The organism is Segetibacter sp. 3557_3, assembly GCF_004354985.1.
Lineage (GTDB): Bacteria > Bacteroidota > Bacteroidia > Chitinophagales > Chitinophagaceae > Segetibacter.
The window spans coordinates 19280-35473 of the sequence record NZ_SMSK01000017.1 but is presented as its reverse complement, the minus strand read 5'-3'; the positions used below and the strand labels follow the sequence as shown (position 1 = coordinate 35473).

At 47.0% G+C, this 16194-nt stretch carries 15 protein-coding genes; 11 read left to right on the top strand and 4 right to left on the bottom strand.

Going from position 1 to position 16194, the window contains the following annotated elements; genetic code table 11:
* Positions 1-17: 17 nt before the first annotated feature.
* The 4 genes from EXU57_RS20150 (at position 18) to EXU57_RS20135 (ending at position 4091) form a co-directional block, all read left to right on the top strand.
* The gene (locus EXU57_RS20150) at positions 18-290 is read left to right on the top strand and encodes a hypothetical protein (protein WP_133270060.1); all 273 of its coding nucleotides are present in this window, start codon (positions 18-20) and stop codon (positions 288-290) included.
* Positions 291-460: 170 nt separating this feature from the next.
* A complete protein-coding gene (locus EXU57_RS20145) occupies positions 461-889 on the top strand; it encodes a DinB family protein (RefSeq protein ID WP_133270059.1) in 429 nt (142 codons plus the stop codon).
* Positions 890-1101: 212 nt separating this feature from the next.
* Positions 1102-1485, top strand: coding sequence for a VOC family protein (locus tag EXU57_RS20140; protein ID WP_133270058.1), 384 nt, complete (start codon positions 1102-1104; stop codon positions 1483-1485).
* Between the two features lie 194 nt (positions 1486-1679).
* Complete coding sequence (locus EXU57_RS20135) at positions 1680-4091, top strand: ABC transporter permease (RefSeq protein WP_133270057.1); 2412 nt, start codon at positions 1680-1682, stop codon at positions 4089-4091.
* 100 nt (positions 4092-4191) lie between these two features.
* Here the strand turns inward: EXU57_RS20135 and EXU57_RS20130 are convergent, their stop codons facing one another.
* Both EXU57_RS20130 and EXU57_RS20125 read right to left on the bottom strand, forming a co-directional pair.
* Entirely contained in the window at positions 4192-6462 is a 2271-nt protein-coding gene (locus EXU57_RS20130; protein WP_133270056.1) for a gliding motility-associated C-terminal domain-containing protein, read from the bottom strand.
* 489 nt (positions 6463-6951) lie between these two features.
* Positions 6952-7425 (bottom strand): response regulator transcription factor, encoded by a 474-nt coding sequence (locus EXU57_RS20125; protein WP_133270055.1) that lies wholly within the window; start codon positions 7423-7425, stop codon positions 6952-6954.
* A 189-nt stretch (positions 7426-7614) separates the two neighbouring features.
* Between EXU57_RS20125 and EXU57_RS20120 the strand changes: the two genes are divergently transcribed.
* Positions 7615-7932 (top strand): hypothetical protein, encoded by a 318-nt coding sequence (locus EXU57_RS20120; protein WP_133270054.1) that lies wholly within the window; start codon positions 7615-7617, stop codon positions 7930-7932.
* Between the two features lie 53 nt (positions 7933-7985).
* Here the strand turns inward: EXU57_RS20120 and EXU57_RS20115 are convergent, their stop codons facing one another.
* Complete coding sequence (locus EXU57_RS20115; RefSeq protein WP_133270053.1) at positions 7986-8222, bottom strand: hypothetical protein; 237 nt, start codon at positions 8220-8222, stop codon at positions 7986-7988.
* A gap of 690 nt (positions 8223-8912) precedes the next feature.
* On the opposite strand from EXU57_RS20115, the gene EXU57_RS20110 reads away from it, so the two are divergent.
* From EXU57_RS20110 to EXU57_RS20095, 5 genes are all read left to right on the top strand, one after another.
* Positions 8913-10082 carry a glycoside hydrolase family 172 protein gene (locus EXU57_RS20110; RefSeq protein ID WP_133270052.1) on the top strand — a complete coding sequence of 390 codons (1170 nt, stop codon included), beginning with the start codon at positions 8913-8915 and terminating at the stop codon, positions 10080-10082.
* 22 nt (positions 10083-10104) lie between these two features.
* Positions 10105-10584, top strand: a complete 480-nt coding sequence (locus EXU57_RS25690) for a DUF6786 family protein (protein ID WP_243745673.1) — start codon at positions 10105-10107, stop codon at positions 10582-10584.
* The gene (locus tag EXU57_RS20105; protein ID WP_243745672.1) at positions 10496-11344 is read left to right on the top strand and encodes a DUF6786 family protein; all 849 of its coding nucleotides are present in this window, start codon (positions 10496-10498) and stop codon (positions 11342-11344) included. The genes EXU57_RS25690 and EXU57_RS20105 overlap by 89 nt, the downstream gene beginning before the upstream one ends.
* A gap of 334 nt (positions 11345-11678) precedes the next feature.
* The gene (locus EXU57_RS20100) at positions 11679-12878 is read left to right on the top strand and encodes an MFS transporter (RefSeq protein ID WP_133270051.1); all 1200 of its coding nucleotides are present in this window, start codon (positions 11679-11681) and stop codon (positions 12876-12878) included.
* A gap of 399 nt (positions 12879-13277) precedes the next feature.
* Entirely contained in the window at positions 13278-14315 is a 1038-nt protein-coding gene (locus tag EXU57_RS20095; protein WP_133270050.1) for an aldo/keto reductase, read from the top strand.
* A 52-nt stretch (positions 14316-14367) separates the two neighbouring features.
* Here EXU57_RS20095 and rpiA read toward each other — a convergent pair whose 3' ends face one another.
* On the bottom strand, positions 14368-15051 hold the full coding sequence (gene rpiA / locus EXU57_RS20090) for a ribose-5-phosphate isomerase RpiA (RefSeq protein WP_133270049.1): 684 nt from the start codon (positions 15049-15051) through the stop codon (positions 14368-14370).
* A 333-nt stretch (positions 15052-15384) separates the two neighbouring features.
* On the opposite strand from rpiA, the gene EXU57_RS20085 reads away from it, so the two are divergent.
* Positions 15385-16194 carry an alpha/beta fold hydrolase gene (locus EXU57_RS20085; protein ID WP_133270048.1) on the top strand — a complete coding sequence of 270 codons (810 nt, stop codon included), beginning with the start codon at positions 15385-15387 and terminating at the stop codon, positions 16192-16194.

Below are 16194 nucleotides of genomic sequence, written 5' to 3'. Positions count from 1 at the left end.
GATCAAAACCTCTCAAAATGGTAGAAGTATTTAAAACCAATGTTCAGAAACGCGCTATTGCAAACATCTTGATCGACGAGATACACCGGAGCTTTCCTGCGTATCGGGCGAGCTTCGATCTTGATGATTGCGATAAGATTTTAAGGGTAGAATGCCGAAGTCACCCGGTGCAGGCAAATGAATTGATTATCCTGCTGAAAGATTTCGGCTTCCAGGCCGAAGTGCTACCTGATGATCCGCCGGCAACGTGGAAACAGCTAAGTGCGGCCTACCCGCTTTTCCAGAATTAACCACTTGGGCGCCACGCAATTTCCTGCCGCTTCAATTGGCTACATGCCGGTTTACCAGGCAACTCTTTTGTTTGCTGTAATGCTTTACTGCCGGTCTTCCATGATCCGATTAAACCATTGGTGTAGGCACCCACCCTTTCATTGCATTTCGTTATCTCAAAATCGACGGTATGGATTCAAAGCAAATCACGACAGATCTCCTGGACTCGCTTAGTGAACTCATAAACCAGGTTAGCTCACTCAACGAAGCGCAGTTAAATACTTGTCCTTTCCACGGTAGCTGGACCCCCGCCCAAGTCAGTCAACACCTGGTACTTTCCAATAGTGGTTTTCTCGAGGTTATCAATGGGCCCGTGTCGGAAGCAAACAGGAACCCGGCAGAATTCATCCCTGCAATAAAAAATGACTTTTTAAATTTCAGCATCAAAATGAAATCACCGGAATTTGTTGAGCCTCCTGATACTTACTATAACAAGGAGGAACTTATACAAGCTTTGCACCTGCTTCGTACGGGGGTTACCGCGTTGGTTCCAAATATAGACCTGGCTAAAATCTGTATGGCCTTTGAATACCGGTATATGGCTTCCTTAGCCGGTTAGAGTCAATTGCATTTATGCTTTACCATACACAAAGACATTTGCGGCAGCTAAAGGAAATCTGCCAATTCATTACTGCACGGGCATATGAACCACACGGGTACAATGAATAAGTTTTAATTTACAGGATAGTTCAATCCCATATACCAAGAGCGGCAATCAAGGTAAAGTGCTTATAAACGAGATAAAGTATTGCTTACCCTAAAATCAATAACATGTTTCAAAACACTAAGGCATTTAGCGGGTTTTCAGTACATGATATTAAGAAGGCAAAGGAGTTTTACAGCTTTGTACTTGGACTAACGGTTGTTGAAGGGCCGATGGGCATTCTTGAACTCCACATTGAAGGGGGCATACCCATTATCGTTTACCCGAAACCCAACCATACCCCGGCAACTTTCACCGTGCTAAACTTTCCCGTAGAAAATGTTGAAAAAGCAGTGGAACAATTAAAAGCCCGGGGAATTGTATTTGAACAATACGACCTTCCAAACTTCAAGACAGATGCAGACAATATCTTTCGCGGTGGCGGACCCAAAATCGCCTGGTTCAAAGATCCGGCCGGCAACATATTTTCGGTGCTCGAACAAGCTTCCTAATGTTATCGGAGTTCCCGGTTGTGTCATTGGGTACCATCTCATATAGTTGATCCGGAACAAAAAGCAGGTATAAGTTTTCTACACCGTAAAAGATCCATTTAGCCGCGGTTTATCAGCAAAATCAACCATCCTTCCCGTACCGGATTTTACTCTCCTGATTAATGCAGACCTTAAGGTGAAACTTACCGATCCGCATGCTGCAAAACTATATTAAGGTCGCCTTGAGAAATCTTTGGAGAAACAAGGCTTTTTCTGCTATCAACATTTTCGGCCTTGCCCTTGGTATAGCATGTAGCCTGCTCATTTTCCTGTTCATCCGTGACGAACTTAGCTATGATCGTTTTCACAATGATGCAAACCGGGTTTTCCGGGTGGTAAAAGATTTCGTAAACGATGATGGCAGCCGCCTTCCGGATGCCACGTCACCGGCTGCCCTTGCCCCGGCCATGCAAAAGGAAATGCCGGAGGTTGTATCCGTTACGCGCATCCGGCCAAACTGGGGTACCAAGTACCTGGTAAAATATGGCGATCAACGTTTTTCAGAAGAGAAAGTCTACCGGGTAGACAGCAGCTTTTTTGATGTATTCACTTTTCCTTTTCTCCAGGGAAATAAGGCTACCGTATTCTCGGATGTTAACTCAGTTGTTATAACCGAGGGCACCGCAAAAAAGATATTCGGCAAACAGGACCCAATGGGAAAAGTGTTGGAGATCGACGGCCCTTTTGGTAGTCTTACCGTAACGGGTGTTCTTAAAGATATTCCGGCAAACACCCACTTCCATTTTGATTACCTCGCTTCCTACCGGAAACTCCCTTATTCGCTTGATGCCAATTGGGGTGGCTACAACGACTACACCTATGTAAAAACAAAAGCCGGCACCGATCCCGGCCGGCTTACCGATAAGATACAGGAGCTCTATAAACGGAATGATAAGGAAGACGGCTCCAACATCTTTTATCTTCAACCCCTTACCGATATTCACCTTCATTCAAACCTGAAATGGGAACTCGAACCAAATAGTGATCAGCTTTACGTTTATGTGTTTAGCCTGATTGGCTTATTTATCCTGGTTATCGCAGGAATTAACTACATCAATCTTTCAACCGCCAAAGCCTCAGCGCGCGCTAAAGAAATCGGGGTGCGAAAAGTTGCGGGAGCATTGCGTGAGTCGCTGATCCGGCAGTTTCTGGTGGAGTCTGTTGTAACCTGCATGATTGCGGCACTCATCGCAGTGGTAATGGCATTGGTAATTGCCCCGTTTGTAAACGAGCTTACGGGTAAAAGCTTACAGGTGCTTGATGATGTTTCCCTGGTAGTTTACCTGCTGTCGGCAACAATCGTTCTTGGGTTACTCGCAGGTTTTTTTCCTGCGCTATACCTCTCCTCCTTCAAGCCTATAACGGTGCTCAAAGGCTTTAAACTTAAAGAGCAGGGTGCATTGAGCTTACGGAAGGCACTCGTTGTACTCCAGTTTACCATCTCCATTGTATTAATCATTGGCGCATTGGTGATTGCTCAACAGATGGAATACATACAGTCGGCAAGGCTTGGCTTAAACACCGACCAGGTTCTTGTGATAAACAAGGGACGAAATATCAGTGCCGATAAACGCGATGCTTTTTACAACGAAGTGGCAGCATTACCCGGGGTGAAAAAGGTCGCGCTTGCTTCGGGTATGGTGGCATCACTAAACTCCACCAGCAAAATGCGGGCACGCGGTTCAGCTAACGAGCAGCTCGTAAACTTTCTTGTTGCCGGTAACAACTTGTTCGATGTACTGGGGATGACATTCAGGGAAGGCCGGGGCTTTTCCGAAGCTTTTCCATCAGATACCATGACCAGTGGAGCAGTTGGTCCCCTGGATCAAACCATCGGCAGTATCGTAATAAATGAAACAGCAGTACGCGACCTGTCGATCGGTTTTCCAGCAGTGGGCAAACAACTGCTTTGGGGCACAGATGCCGACACCAGTTATTATCTGAATATCATCGGCGTTGTAAACGACTTCCATTTTACCTCCATGCGAAACAAGATCAAACCATTTGCCTTTATTAATATACCACGACAATCGAGAACGTTCGCAGTCAAACTCAGTGGTGCAAACATCACTGCGACGATTGCCCAACTCGAAAAAAAATGGAACGGAATTTACCCGGATAAAACTTTTGAGTACAGCTTCCTCGATGATTCCTTTGCCTCATTATACCAGGCGGAGCGGCGCTTCCAAAAAGTATTTACAAGCCTGGTTGTACTTGGTATCCTAATTGCCTCCCTCGGCTTGCTTGGGCTCGCAACCTTTGCCGCTCAACAAAGGGTAAAAGAAATCGGCATCCGGAAAGTACTTGGCGCATCTGTGTTAAACATCACAGGATTATTATCTAAAGACTTTCTGAAGCTGGTAATGATTGCCTTTATCGTTGCTTCACCAATAGCGTGGTATGCAGTATACCGGTGGCTGCAAGACTTTGCTTATCGTACCGAAATACACTGGTGGATATTTCCTGCGGCAGGAATACTGGCCATCCTCATCGCATTACTTACAATCAGTTTTCAGGCGATTAAAGCTGCAGTGGTTAACCCGGTAAAAAGTCTTAGAACAGAATAGTGGGATATTCAGTCACCCAATGAAGCCTGATCTTACAGTACAATGCTGGAGACTCTAATCGTTGCTGTTATCGCTTGCATTTGCACGCGAGACCTGGTGGCTACCGCATTAGCGTAATCGTACCCGTTTTTTGCAACCACTCCCCACCTGCTTGTTTTTGTGCCCGCAAGCTGAACACGTAAACCCCTGTTGGCTGTGCCATTCCATTCACGGTCCCATCCCATGCTTTAAATTTATCCCTCGTTTCAAAAACGAGCTTACCATACCGGCTATAGATCTTCCAGGTTATAGTGGATGCGGGGCCAAACAAACGCAGATCATCGTTTCTTCCGTCACCGTTTGGCGTAAAAGCGGATGGAATATAAATGTCAGCAAGAGGCTGAACTTTAACCTGAAAATATGCGGTGTCGACACATCCATCGGGAGTTTTTCCAATGGCCCCGATATTCACGGAAGTTGTTGCAACAAAGTTTTGCTGACTGGCAGATTGCCGCGAGAAGAGTACTTCAGGAAACCATTTAGTAATGTCGCATTTTACGGAAGCAAGTGCTTGTAAAAACACTTGCTCTCCTTCGAAAACGGTTTGTGTTGAGGATACAAGTCTTAGGTTAAACCGATTACTACCCGACACGTTGATTTGCGATGAGGCAGTACATCCGCCCGCATCCCTGACGGTAACAACATGTGCCCCCTCGCCGGCATTTTCAAATAAACCGGAAGGTTTAAAGTTGTTCCCATCGAGGGCATAAACATAGGGTGCCGTTCCATTCTTTGCTACTGCTATGATTGCGCCGGTTTTGGCGCATGCAGCGGTAGTCGTCAGTGTAAGCTCAAGTGTGCTGGCCACGGGTAAGATGTCCACAAAACCCGGTGGCGACTTGCATCCACTGCTGTCAGCCTCAACCCGGTAGGTTCCGGGTAAGAGACCGCTGAATACATTTACCGGCTGGCTTGCACCACCATTCAGTCGATAGGTGATTGCTTCGCTTACCGGTGAGCGAACGGTGATTGCACCAAGCGGTATGGAACAGGTAGGCGGAGTAGCAACCAGTTCAGGCGCCGCAGGTGCCGATAACAACACCTGAACCGGGGTTCTTGTGCTTTCGCAACCATTGGTGGTTTGGCTCACATAATACATCTTGCTTTGCAGCGGTGTTGAGCCTGGTAGCACTGTACTTCCGACCGGGTCAGCATACCATTTAATAGCCTCCCCGTTAGCGGTAAGTTGGGCTACTGTCGCGCCACTGTTTAAACAAAAAGTCTGCAATGGCGGTGCAACGGGTGGGGAAGATAAAACCGTAACGGTTACATAAGCAGTATCCGGGCAGTTGGTTGTATCCGTACCGGTAAGTTGGTACGTAGTAGTATAAACCGGATTTGCATACACAGAAGCGCCGGTTGTTGAAGATAATCCAACTGCCGGCGACCACTTCCATGTATTGCTGTTTGCGCCATTATGCGCCGCTAGTAAAACCGGGGTCATCGAACAGGTTACAGCCGATGCCGGGGTAACCCAAATATCTGAGCTGCGACCCGGATGTTTTCGAACAGCGCTGATCCACGCTGCATTGTTTATACTGTTTGGCAACCCGGGCGTTTCAACAAGGCTGCCTGCAGGCCCTGTTTTCCATGCAGTGTTTGCATCATGTCTGCCACTTGCTTCATCAAAATACCAGGTAGCCCTTACAACATTGTCACCCGACGGAAGGGTTAATATAATCGTTAAAACAGCAGGTCCGGTAAAAAATGGCATGGAGTAATAACCAATGGCAAACCATCCGGCCGGATCGCTGAAGATCGCATTGGGCCGTACCACTAAGATTGCATCTCCATCATCCCTTAAACCGATCCTTGCCCAATTTTGAGGATCCGGTGTTCCGGCTCCTTTTGTGTACGAAAGGCCGCTATAATTTATGGGTGTTGTGGAACCGTTTGCGGGTAGTGTGCTGTACTCCAACAAGGGGCTGCTTATGGGCAATACATAAACATCATCACTGTTGCTATCAAGTGGATCATCAGGTGGAAAACCGGGGTTGGTGTTTTTATCAGCGTCGTTGTAAATAACGATCATCGCACCAATTGGAACATTGTGCCAGATTACAGTGTCCCGGAACCGGTAATGACCCCCGGAGATAGCAGCACCTGCGCCTTGTGCGAACCAACCATTCTGATCATCCACGATCCAGTGAGCAATATTCATGGTGGTGTCGATGCAATCCTTCGGGCCAACAACAATCAATTCAATGTATTCCTTGTTGCCCGATGTACCCTGCGAAAATTCATTTACCTCAAGACGTGAGCGGTTGCCCATTTGTGATAAAACATTTGTTGCGAGCATGAGCAAACCGGCAAGTAAAATCTGGTATCGCATGTTCCGGCAGAATGTTTTATTGGATTGGAATACGAAGCAATTGCATCACTGCATTTTTCGATTAAAGGTGATTACAGAAATGTACAAAAGATCGTTGAAAGAAAGAAGCAGCGAAGTCTTAGCACTTAACCAGCATTTAGGACTCACGCTAAACGAAGAAGGAATTAGGAGCGCAGCAGTAGAATGATTTAAGCGCTACATTCAAAAAACAACATTTTAGTTGTTGTATTAAAAAAGCCAATTGCACTCCGTTGAGCCTTGCGTTAAACGAATACTCCTAATCTAAGCAACAAAGCTGTAAGAGATCTGAAGTCAAACCGGCTATTGAAGGTGATCGTGTCGGTGAAAGAAAATGCGGAAAATTATGAGTCACGACGAAGGCAAAGAAAATTACTCAATAATACTTGCCTTTACCACCGCTGATAAACGATGTCGTGATGGCTAGTCTACAAAGGAATTCTAATTTGTGGGAGCAGGTACATCATGATACTACCAAAGATCAAAGCCACCACTAGTCAGGCTCTTTCCCCCTGTAACAAAAATCTTCGCTTTATCATTATCGGGAACTCTCAGTTGCTCAGCAAAAAACCGGTCAACGATAATTATATCAGGTTCGTTTTCTTCAAGATATTCATCGGCATCTTTCAGGTTCGTACAGACATCTACTTCACAACCTTTTTTCTCCAGGTAGAACCGCATGAGCGCACCAAAGTCAACTTCATCGTCGACAACCAACACCTTCCTTTTTATTAGGGGTCCCGGAGGATTGGACTTCTTCTTTTCCTCCTCGATCATCGCCTCTAAATGCGACATAAACTTATCACAACATGCAGTTACCTCAAGATCGTCCCTTCTAACTTTTACAAACGGTATTTTCCGGTGATCAATGCATTTTTCAGCAAGCAGCTTCTTGCTTAAATCCACCAGATCTTTTCTTACAGGCGAAAAGTCATAATTAAACATATCATCAACTTTACAGCGTCAGGTAGGTCCCTTGCAACCCAGCATTTCCTGCCAGCGCATGCCAGCCAATGAAGAACTGACCCCGGGAGAATACAGGTGGCACAGGTTTGGAAGTTTAAATTTAAACTATTTTTCTTTCGAAATCAGCGGTGTTTTCACGGTGAAAAACTGCTTAAAACAACCATTATCATGAACAATGATTTAGCAAACAACGAAAAAGATCAGAACACAACGAAGCAAAAGTGGGAGGAAATGCAGGGAGAAAGAATGAACAACGACCAGGATCCTTCATTGGGTACCCCACAAGAGGCGAACACCACAAAACACGTAAACTTCCGCGACGATAATAGCGGCACATCGACTGAAACAACCGGCGAACATGGGCTTGCCAGCCAGCAATGGAAAGAAATGCGTGAAGAGCGTAAAAACAACGACCAGGATCCGGCGCTTGGCAGTCCGCAGGATGCCAATACCGACAAGCACATCAACTTTACGGAGAACGAATAAGCAAGCCCGACTGATGACGATAACGCGATTACAAGACCGTGCGACTCAACCGGCTATTTGGTATGGCCGGCTGAGTCGGGCATGATCACGTTATCGTCGCTGGTCGGCATTGTTTTCTGAACGCTGCTGCTGTCCATAATGGGTGGACGAACAACCGCCATTGTATCTTTAACTGCCGGCGGCACCTTACTCGTATCATTTGTAGAGTTCGTACCCGACTCGCCCGATCCACAGGCGGTGAACCCAAGTGCGAAAATCCCCGCAAAACTTACTACAATCAGCTTTTTCATAATTCTTTATTTAGCACATCCTTAAAATACCTACCATGCTGAACTGTTCAGGCAACCCAAAGTCTCCGGTGAACAGATCAGCCACTCAACAGGGTATAACCTGGTGCCGACACCTAAAACGATCCCGTTAACCATTAGCATTTTTTTTGGAGCCGGCATCGTATCTCCGTGCAACTGTGGTTGTGTCACTCCCTTGTACCCCATCTTTCCATGGCAGCCGTTCGCAACCCTGCAAAAGGTCTTACCATCAAAGAAGTCTGATAAAGACTATTCTGCATCTGACACCCTGTTCAAATTACAAAAGCAGTTCCATGTACGCACACCATCCTGAGGCCGTTAATAACTGGGCACAATCCCGTTAATAGGTAAAAACATGCTCAAAGCGCTCAGCATCGCCATTAGGGTATTGCGGGGAAAAGTTTGCTCAAAACAATCACCTGCTTTCTTCATGTTTAATCAATGCTGATCTGTTGCATAGTTTAACCAGTAATGGTATCGCAGCCTGATCTAACCCAGGTATAAAATCATTGGTTTTCATCTAAGCGGAATTACTAAATTAGTAGTACAGGTTATTGCAGGAAACCCGCCTCAAAGCTTCTCGATCTAACAGGCTGCGTGGTTTCTGGTTTTCATGATGTCCCCCCTGCCAGGAAGCTAGCTAAAGATTGCCTAAACCAATGCCATTTGAATATGAAAAAACTACTTACTCCTTTTCTTGTCCTGTGTGTTTGTATTGCCACAGGCCAACCCGCAAGTTTCAACGGTCTCGATATGAACATGAGCAACCTCTCCAGGCTATCAGATGCAAAAACACGTTCAATAAGTCCCGAGAACTTTACCGGTGCAAAAGGCCGCGGAGGCATGGCCGATCCAAAAGCCGATAGTGGTAAAAGAAATGTAGCAAACGCAGCGCCGGCGGCACATACGCTGGGGAAGGGCTGGAAAGTAAACCCATTTATCGAAGTACGGGGTGGCGAAACCATTACGATTGCCGAAATGGAAGGCCCGGGTGCTATTCAACACATCTGGATGACGCCAACAGGGAACTGGCGTTTTTCGATTCTCCGCTTTTACTGGGATGATGAAACTACACCATCGGTGGAAGTACCGGTGGGCGATTTTTACGGAATGGCGTTTAATGAATTTGCACCCCTAAACTCATTGGCTGTTACGGTTAACCCGGGAAGCGCTTTCAACTGTTATTGGAAAATGCCGTTTCGAAAAAAGTGCAGGGTCACCCTGGAAAACATCAACAAAAGAGATCCCATGCGCTTATACTACCAGATTGACTATACACTAACGGGAATAGGCGATGACGAGGCCTATTTTCATGCGCAGTTCCGCAGGGCAAACCCAACAACAAATTCGCTGTATACACTTGTGGATGGTATTAAGGGCAAAGGCCAATATGTTGGAACCTACATGGCCTGGAACGTGAACAACAATGGTTGGTGGGGTGAGGGCGAAATAAAGTTTTTTATGGATGGCGACAATCAATTTCCCACCATCAATGGAACCGGCACTGAAGACTACTTCTGCGGATCTTACAATTTTGAAAATCAAAAAACAAAACAATACCAGGAGTTTTCAACAGCCTATGCCGGGTTGCACCAGGTAATCAGGCCCAATGGTTTGTATACTGCACAACAGGCTTTCGGCATGTACCGTTGGCATATACTTGATCCTATACGGTTCGAAACGGATTTGAAGGTTACCATACAGGACCTCGGCTGGCGACACGATGGACGTTACCTTCCCCAGAAATCAGACATATCCTCAGTGGTCTTCTGGTACCAGCGGGAGCCACATGCCCCTTTCCCGGTCTTGCCGTCGAAAGATGATCTTGAAATGTCCAGGTGATCGCAACTGAAAATGTATTGCCATGTCAAACCCCTTCTTCCCTTTTGCATTTCTTTGCATCATGAGTGCAGCATGTAACAACCAGCCAAAACCTGTGGCTGCAAAACAATTGATGAAAACCGCTGAGCAGGGCAGCTTTCAGTATGATCTCGATTTCCTTAATAGCCACGACCAGGTAATCGTGTTGGGTGCTCCGGGAGAACCGGCCCAGGTGATTGTATCTGCACGGTACCAGGGAAAGGTTTTCACATCAACCGCCGACGGCCCTGGGGGCAAGAGCTTTGGCTGGATAAACTACAAAGCTTTTTCTGGCGCGGAAGACAGCCACATGAACGCCTATGGCGGTGAAAACCGGTTTTGGCTTGGGCCGGAAGGCGGCAGGTATTCACTCTATTTTGGCAAGGGTAAAAAAAATGGTATTCGACAATTGGAAAACCCCGGCGCCAATCGATACGGAAGCCTGGAAGATTGCAGCAAAGAACGAACAGTCGGTACAGCTTGAAAAGGACATGAACCTGGTAAATTATACCGGCACCAGATTATCGCTGCAGGCAAAAAGAACCATTCGCATACTAACCATGAACGAGATTGCCGCACTTGCAGGAGTATCCATAACCGAAGGGGTGAAGGCTGTTGGATATGCAACGATAAACAGCATCACCAATACGGGTACAACACCCTGGAACGAACAAACAGGCATGCCTTGTATTTGGATACTCGATATGTTTAATCCCTCTGCTGGAACAACCATTGTGATCCCCTACCGTACCGATGTAACTGATACCAGCGCCAAAATAGCAACCACGAACTACTTTGGCGAGATCCCCGGAGACCGGATCAGGTACCATGGCAACGTACTATTGTTTAAGGCGGATGGTAAACACCGCGGCAAACTTGGTCTTGACCCATTGCGGGCCAGACCTGTTGCCGGCAGTTACGACGCTCAGCATGGCATACTTACGATTACTACCTTCGACGTTGATCCAAATGGCAGGTACCTGAACCAGGAATGGAACACGAGCGCACCACCTTTCAAAGGCGATGTAGTAAATGCTTACAACGATGGCCCGCTGCAAGACGGGAGCCAGATGGGACCATTCTATGAACTGGAGAGTGTATCTCCGGCTGCTTTGTTAAACCCTCACGAAAGCTTAACCCACGAGCACAACGTTTTTCATTTTACAGGTAATAAAAACGAGCTGGATGCAATTGCCGTTAAATGGCTGGGCATATCAATCACAGCGATTGAAAAAAGCTTTTGATCGTCGCACATCGAAACTGCGCCGGTTAGTTAAACCATCTTTATTGCACCAAGCCGCACTTTTTTAATTGTAAATCGTTTTCGCCGTGCCCAACTTGTTGGCCCAGCTCACTGGCAGGTCGCACTCCCGTCCGAACGGGTCAGCCGGGTCGCCGCCCGTATGAACTACATTCGGACTGGGACTTGTACTGCATACCATCACCCGGCAAATTAAGCCAGCAGCGGGAGTAACTAAACGGTATTGAATCAAAAGTCAGTAATCGGCACTTTTGACGATCGTACAATGTCGCAAAAATTGAATACAGCCGGGTACCTGTTTTTCCCACCTTTGCCAAATGAAAACCGATGGACTAAGCAAACTCCAGATTATTGTAATGGCGGTAACTGCAGGTGTATGTGTTGCCAATATCTATTACAATCAGCCAATTTTAAAAGAGATTGCCGCCAGCTTTGCAACGGGCGAAGGTGAAGCCGGGAACATATCCGTATTAGCACAGGCTGGATATGGACTTGGCTTGTTTTTTCTTACCCCGCTTGGCGATAAGACCAACCGCAAAAAGCTGATCCTGATCCTGCAAAGCATCCTGGTAGTGGCACTATTGGGCATGGCATTGATTACCAACCTGACCGGTCTTTTTGCTTTGAGCCTTGTGATTGGGATGCTTGCCGTTGCAGCCCAGGTTATATTGCCGATGGCTGCCAGCCTCGACAAAGTGAACCGGGGAAGAACGGTTGGAATCATTATAACGGGGGTACTTGTAGGCATATTGGCTGCCCGGGTAATCAGCGGCTTTATTACGGAATGGTTTGGATGGCGGTTCGTATATGGCATCTCCGCAGGAATGGTTTTAATTACCGCTTTGCTGTGTCACCTTACCCTGCCGGATTTACCTCCACAATTTACCGGTAACTACAAGGCCCTTTTGCAATCCACCCTGTCGCAGGTGCGGCGATTTGTATTGCTAAGGCGCACCGCGCTGCTCGGGGCACTGGTATTTGGGGCATTTTGTTCATTTTGGACCACCCTTACGTTTCATTTAAGTGGTTCCCCGTTTTATTACCGGAGCGATGTAATCGGCCTGTTTGGTATTCTTGCAATTGGCGGGGCTTTACTTGCTCCTGTTTTTGGTAAACTTGCCGACAAAGGAAACCCGGGGCGTTCGCAATTGTTTGCAATATCCTTGTTAATCGCAGGAGTGATTTTAATTAAGTTGTTCCCCTACAATATCGTATCATTTGTTGTTGCGGTATTGTTGCTCGATATAGGGGTACAGGCTACCCAGGTAACGAATGTAGCCACCATCTACACCCTTGACGACACTGCGCATAGCCGTATCAATACGGTGTACATGACCTCGTACTTTCTTGGTGGTTCCATTGGCACTTTCGCGGGGGTGCAGTGCTGGAAACTTGGTGGCTGGCCACTGGTTACCTGGCAACTGCTGACCTGGAGCTTACTGGCGCTGCTGGTTGCATACCTGGGTTACCGGAAACAACCTTTGGCCAAGAGTGTGGTGCTCCAATCGACACCTTAAGGGTAGCTGTTCGTGCGGGCTCCACGGCTGTTGAGGGCGTAGTAAAGGTCTATAATGACCCCAGTTATAAAGCCGGGGTAGCGCATATTGTTTCGTATCCATTTTCATAAATCGTGAACAACGCGTGAGGGATAGAAGCAAGTACCCCGACGCGCCTTACAAAGCATTTTATAACCGGGAACTTTGGGCGCGGCGGCGTACTGCGGATAGCCCGGCACTGTGGCCAGCAAGCTTTGTAAACGATAGAACGATAAGGCCACAGTGACACGCCATAATCTAAAAGCAATTCGCTTAGTTCGCCTGTCGCCCCGTTGGTATGCTCTTTTATGCTACTGCCGGAGCGTTGCCCCATTTACGACCAAGAGGAGCACGTGAACAACTAATATAAACAAACAAATTATGGAATACAGGCAACTCGGTGCATCGGGACTTGAAGTACCGGTTCTCAGCTTTGGCACCGCAACCTTTGGGGGTGAAGGAACATTTTTTAAGGCGTGGGGCAGTACCCAGGTGGAGGAAGCAACCCGCCTGATTGATTTATGCCTGGAAGCAGGGGTGAACCTTTTTGATACGGCAAATACCTATTCGCAGGGACTTTCAGAAGAGATACTCGGCAAAGCCATAGCCGGTAAAAGGGACCAGGTGATCCTGTCGACCAAGGGGACTTTTACGTTTGGCAAACCCCCAAACAACCAGGGTTCGTCGCGCTTTCACTTATTGAAACAGGTAGAGGGAAGTTTGAAGCGTTTGAATACCGATTATATCGACATCTATCATATGCATGGTTTCGACGGCAATACACCCGTGGAGGAAACCTTACGCACCCTTGATGACCTGGTGAGCAGCGGAAAAATAAGGTATATCGCCGCTTCAAATTTTTCTGGTTGGCACCTGATGAAGTCGCTGGCAAGGTCAGAAAAGTATGGCTGGAACCGCTATGTGGGTCACCAGGTGTACTATTCGTTATTGAACCGGGAATATGAATGGGAGCTTATGCCATTGGGAATTGACCAGGGTGTGGGCGGGATCATATGGTCGCCGCTTGCGGCGGGAAGGCTTGGCGGCAAATATCGCCGCGATAAACCCCTGCCGGAAGATAGCAGGGTTGCCCAGGGAGGCAGCCCGGTACCGGATGCCGTGATTGAAAGAGAAACGTTCTACAATATCATCGACGTTTTGGATGAGGTGGCAGCTGAAACCGGCAAAACCGTTGCACAGGTTTCACTGAATTGGCTGCTTCAACGTCCTACCGTGTCAACAATTGTAATCGGTGCCAGAAACGAAGAGCAGTTAAGGCAAAACCTCGACGCTGTTGGCTGGAATTTAACTGCTGAGCAGGTGAAGCGACTGGATGGTGTTAGTGAGCTGCCGCCCATATACCCGTACTGGCACCAGCGCCAAAACCTGAAACTGAACCCCCCACCGTCGTTTTACTAATCTGATTTTAGGCATAAATCCGTTACCCCTTCTGAGCAGGACGGTAACGGATTTATTCGTAAGTAATGGTTGACCCCGACGCGGCAACACCCATGATTACCTTATGGGCCAGGTTGATAAAGAGTCCGTGCCCGACTACCCCTTCTATACTTTTGAGCGCAATTGATAGTTTTACAGGATCAGCAATCTGTCCGAAGTCGGTATCTATTATCTGGTTGCCCTGGTCGGTCAGATAGGGTTGAGTATCTGCCATCCTGATCTTCCCGACCCCATTTTTTTGTTTGAGTTGCCTGAGCACATATTGGCTGGCGAAAGGTACCACCTCCACCGGCAACGGAAACCTGCCCAGCACGTCCACCTTTTTTGTCGAGTCAACAATTATAATCTGGCGACGGGTTAAGGAGGCCACAATTTTCTCCCGCAACAAGGCTCCACCACCACCCTTTATCAGCCTCAGTTGGGTGGTAAATTCGTCGGCCCCGTCGATGGTTACGTCAATTGACTCCACTTCATTGATATCAACGAGGGGAATATGCAACGATTCTGCAAGTTCTTTTGTTCTGTTAGAAGTGGGGACACAACGAACGCTCAGCCCTTCGCTTACCAACCTGCCAATTTCCTGTATTGCAAAAAATGCAGTTGAACCTGTTCCCAGGCCCACAACCTGGTTATTGGAAACATATTTAACTGCTTCCTTTGCAGCGAGGTACTTTTCGTGATCCCGATCGGTTGACATGGTTAACGTTTTGCGGTGAGGTGTATGATGTGTGTAATTTTCTTACCTACGGATAGCAAGTTTACGTAATGCGTTGTTAACAACCAACTTGGTTAAGCTGCCTTTTTTCTAATGTGTCGGGAGCATTTTTGCTGAACGATATAGCTGAAGATGTTACAACAGGTTGCAAGTGCAACATTTTGCATTTAGTTTTCGGAAAGGGATGTTGATTTTAGGAGAAACTTATCCTCTTCTACCGATCGTGCCGATTGTGAACAGATATTTGCAGGAACGAGAAAGCTTACCAGGAAAAAGCATAACCCACCCGTTCAATTGTTTACTTTTTCAAGTGCTATGATTAAAAATTTTACATTCAGGAATACCCGGGTTTACTATAAAATTTCCGGTGAAGGAACGGCTGTTGTACTGTTACACGGCTTTGCAGAAAGCGGAAACATCTGGGACGCACAATTAAACTTCCTGGCAGATAAAAATATGGTTATTGTGCCCGATCTGCCCGGAACCGGTAAGTCGGGATTGTTAAAGCAGGACGATCAGGTTAACATTACGGATTATGCTGACTGTGTTGTTGCCCTGTTGCAGCACGAGCAGGTAAGCTCCTGTATTATGATCGGGCACTCCATGGGCGGTTACATTACCTATGCGCTGGCAATGGCACATGCGGGCCTATTGAAAGGATTTGGGGTTGTACATTCAACGGCGTTTGCCGATACGGAAGACAAAAAAGCCACCAGGCAAAAGAGTATCGACTCGATAAAGCAATATGGTCCGCAGGCATTTCTAAAAACCAGTATACCCACCCTGTTTGGCGATACTTTCCAGAGACGCCACCCTGATGTTGTAAATGGACTAGTTGAGTCGGGAAAAACCTTTAGCGGAGATGCACTGGTACAATATACAACAGCAATGATGAACCGGCCGGAGCGAACAGAAGTATTGAGAAGCAGCGAAGTACCGGTTTTATTCATCTTAGGAACAGATGATGTTGCGGCACCCTTAAACGACGTTTTGCAGCAGGTGCATCTCCCTCGTGTATCGTATATTCACATATTACAAGATGTAGGGCATATGAGTATGCTCGAGGCTACTGAACCATTAAACAACCATTTGCTGGATTTTATCCGAGCTTGTGAACCCGAATAG

What these genes read in the sequence shown, in the direction of transcription:
- EXU57_RS20140 (WP_133270058.1), top strand. Translation starts at nt 1,102, where the DNA reads ATGTTTCAAAACACTAAGGCATTTAGCGGGTTTTCAGTACATGATATT.
- EXU57_RS20145 (WP_133270059.1), top strand. Translation starts at nt 461, where the DNA reads ATGGATTCAAAGCAAATCACGACAGATCTCCTGGACTCGCTTAGTGAA.
- EXU57_RS20100 (WP_133270051.1), top strand. Translation starts at nt 11,679, where the DNA reads ATGAAAACCGATGGACTAAGCAAACTCCAGATTATTGTAATGGCGGTA.
- EXU57_RS20130 (WP_133270056.1), bottom strand. Translation starts at nt 6,462, where the DNA reads ATGCGATACCAGATTTTACTTGCCGGTTTGCTCATGCTCGCAACAAAT.
- EXU57_RS20120 (WP_133270054.1), top strand. Translation starts at nt 7,615, where the DNA reads ATGAACAATGATTTAGCAAACAACGAAAAAGATCAGAACACAACGAAG.
- rpiA (WP_133270049.1), bottom strand. Translation starts at nt 15,051, where the DNA reads ATGTCAACCGATCGGGATCACGAAAAGTACCTCGCTGCAAAGGAAGCA.
- EXU57_RS20115 (WP_133270053.1), bottom strand. Translation starts at nt 8,222, where the DNA reads ATGAAAAAGCTGATTGTAGTAAGTTTTGCGGGGATTTTCGCACTTGGG.
- EXU57_RS25690 (WP_243745673.1), top strand. Translation starts at nt 10,105, where the DNA reads ATGTCAAACCCCTTCTTCCCTTTTGCATTTCTTTGCATCATGAGTGCA.
- EXU57_RS20150 (WP_133270060.1), top strand. Translation starts at nt 18, where the DNA reads ATGGTAGAAGTATTTAAAACCAATGTTCAGAAACGCGCTATTGCAAAC.
- EXU57_RS20110 (WP_133270052.1), top strand. Translation starts at nt 8,913, where the DNA reads ATGAAAAAACTACTTACTCCTTTTCTTGTCCTGTGTGTTTGTATTGCC.
- EXU57_RS20105 (WP_243745672.1), top strand. Translation starts at nt 10,496, where the DNA reads ATGGTATTCGACAATTGGAAAACCCCGGCGCCAATCGATACGGAAGCC.
- EXU57_RS20125 (WP_133270055.1), bottom strand. Translation starts at nt 7,425, where the DNA reads ATGTTTAATTATGACTTTTCGCCTGTAAGAAAAGATCTGGTGGATTTA.
- EXU57_RS20095 (WP_133270050.1), top strand. Translation starts at nt 13,278, where the DNA reads ATGGAATACAGGCAACTCGGTGCATCGGGACTTGAAGTACCGGTTCTC.
- EXU57_RS20085 (WP_133270048.1), top strand. Translation starts at nt 15,385, where the DNA reads ATGATTAAAAATTTTACATTCAGGAATACCCGGGTTTACTATAAAATT.
- EXU57_RS20135 (WP_133270057.1), top strand. Translation starts at nt 1,680, where the DNA reads ATGCTGCAAAACTATATTAAGGTCGCCTTGAGAAATCTTTGGAGAAAC.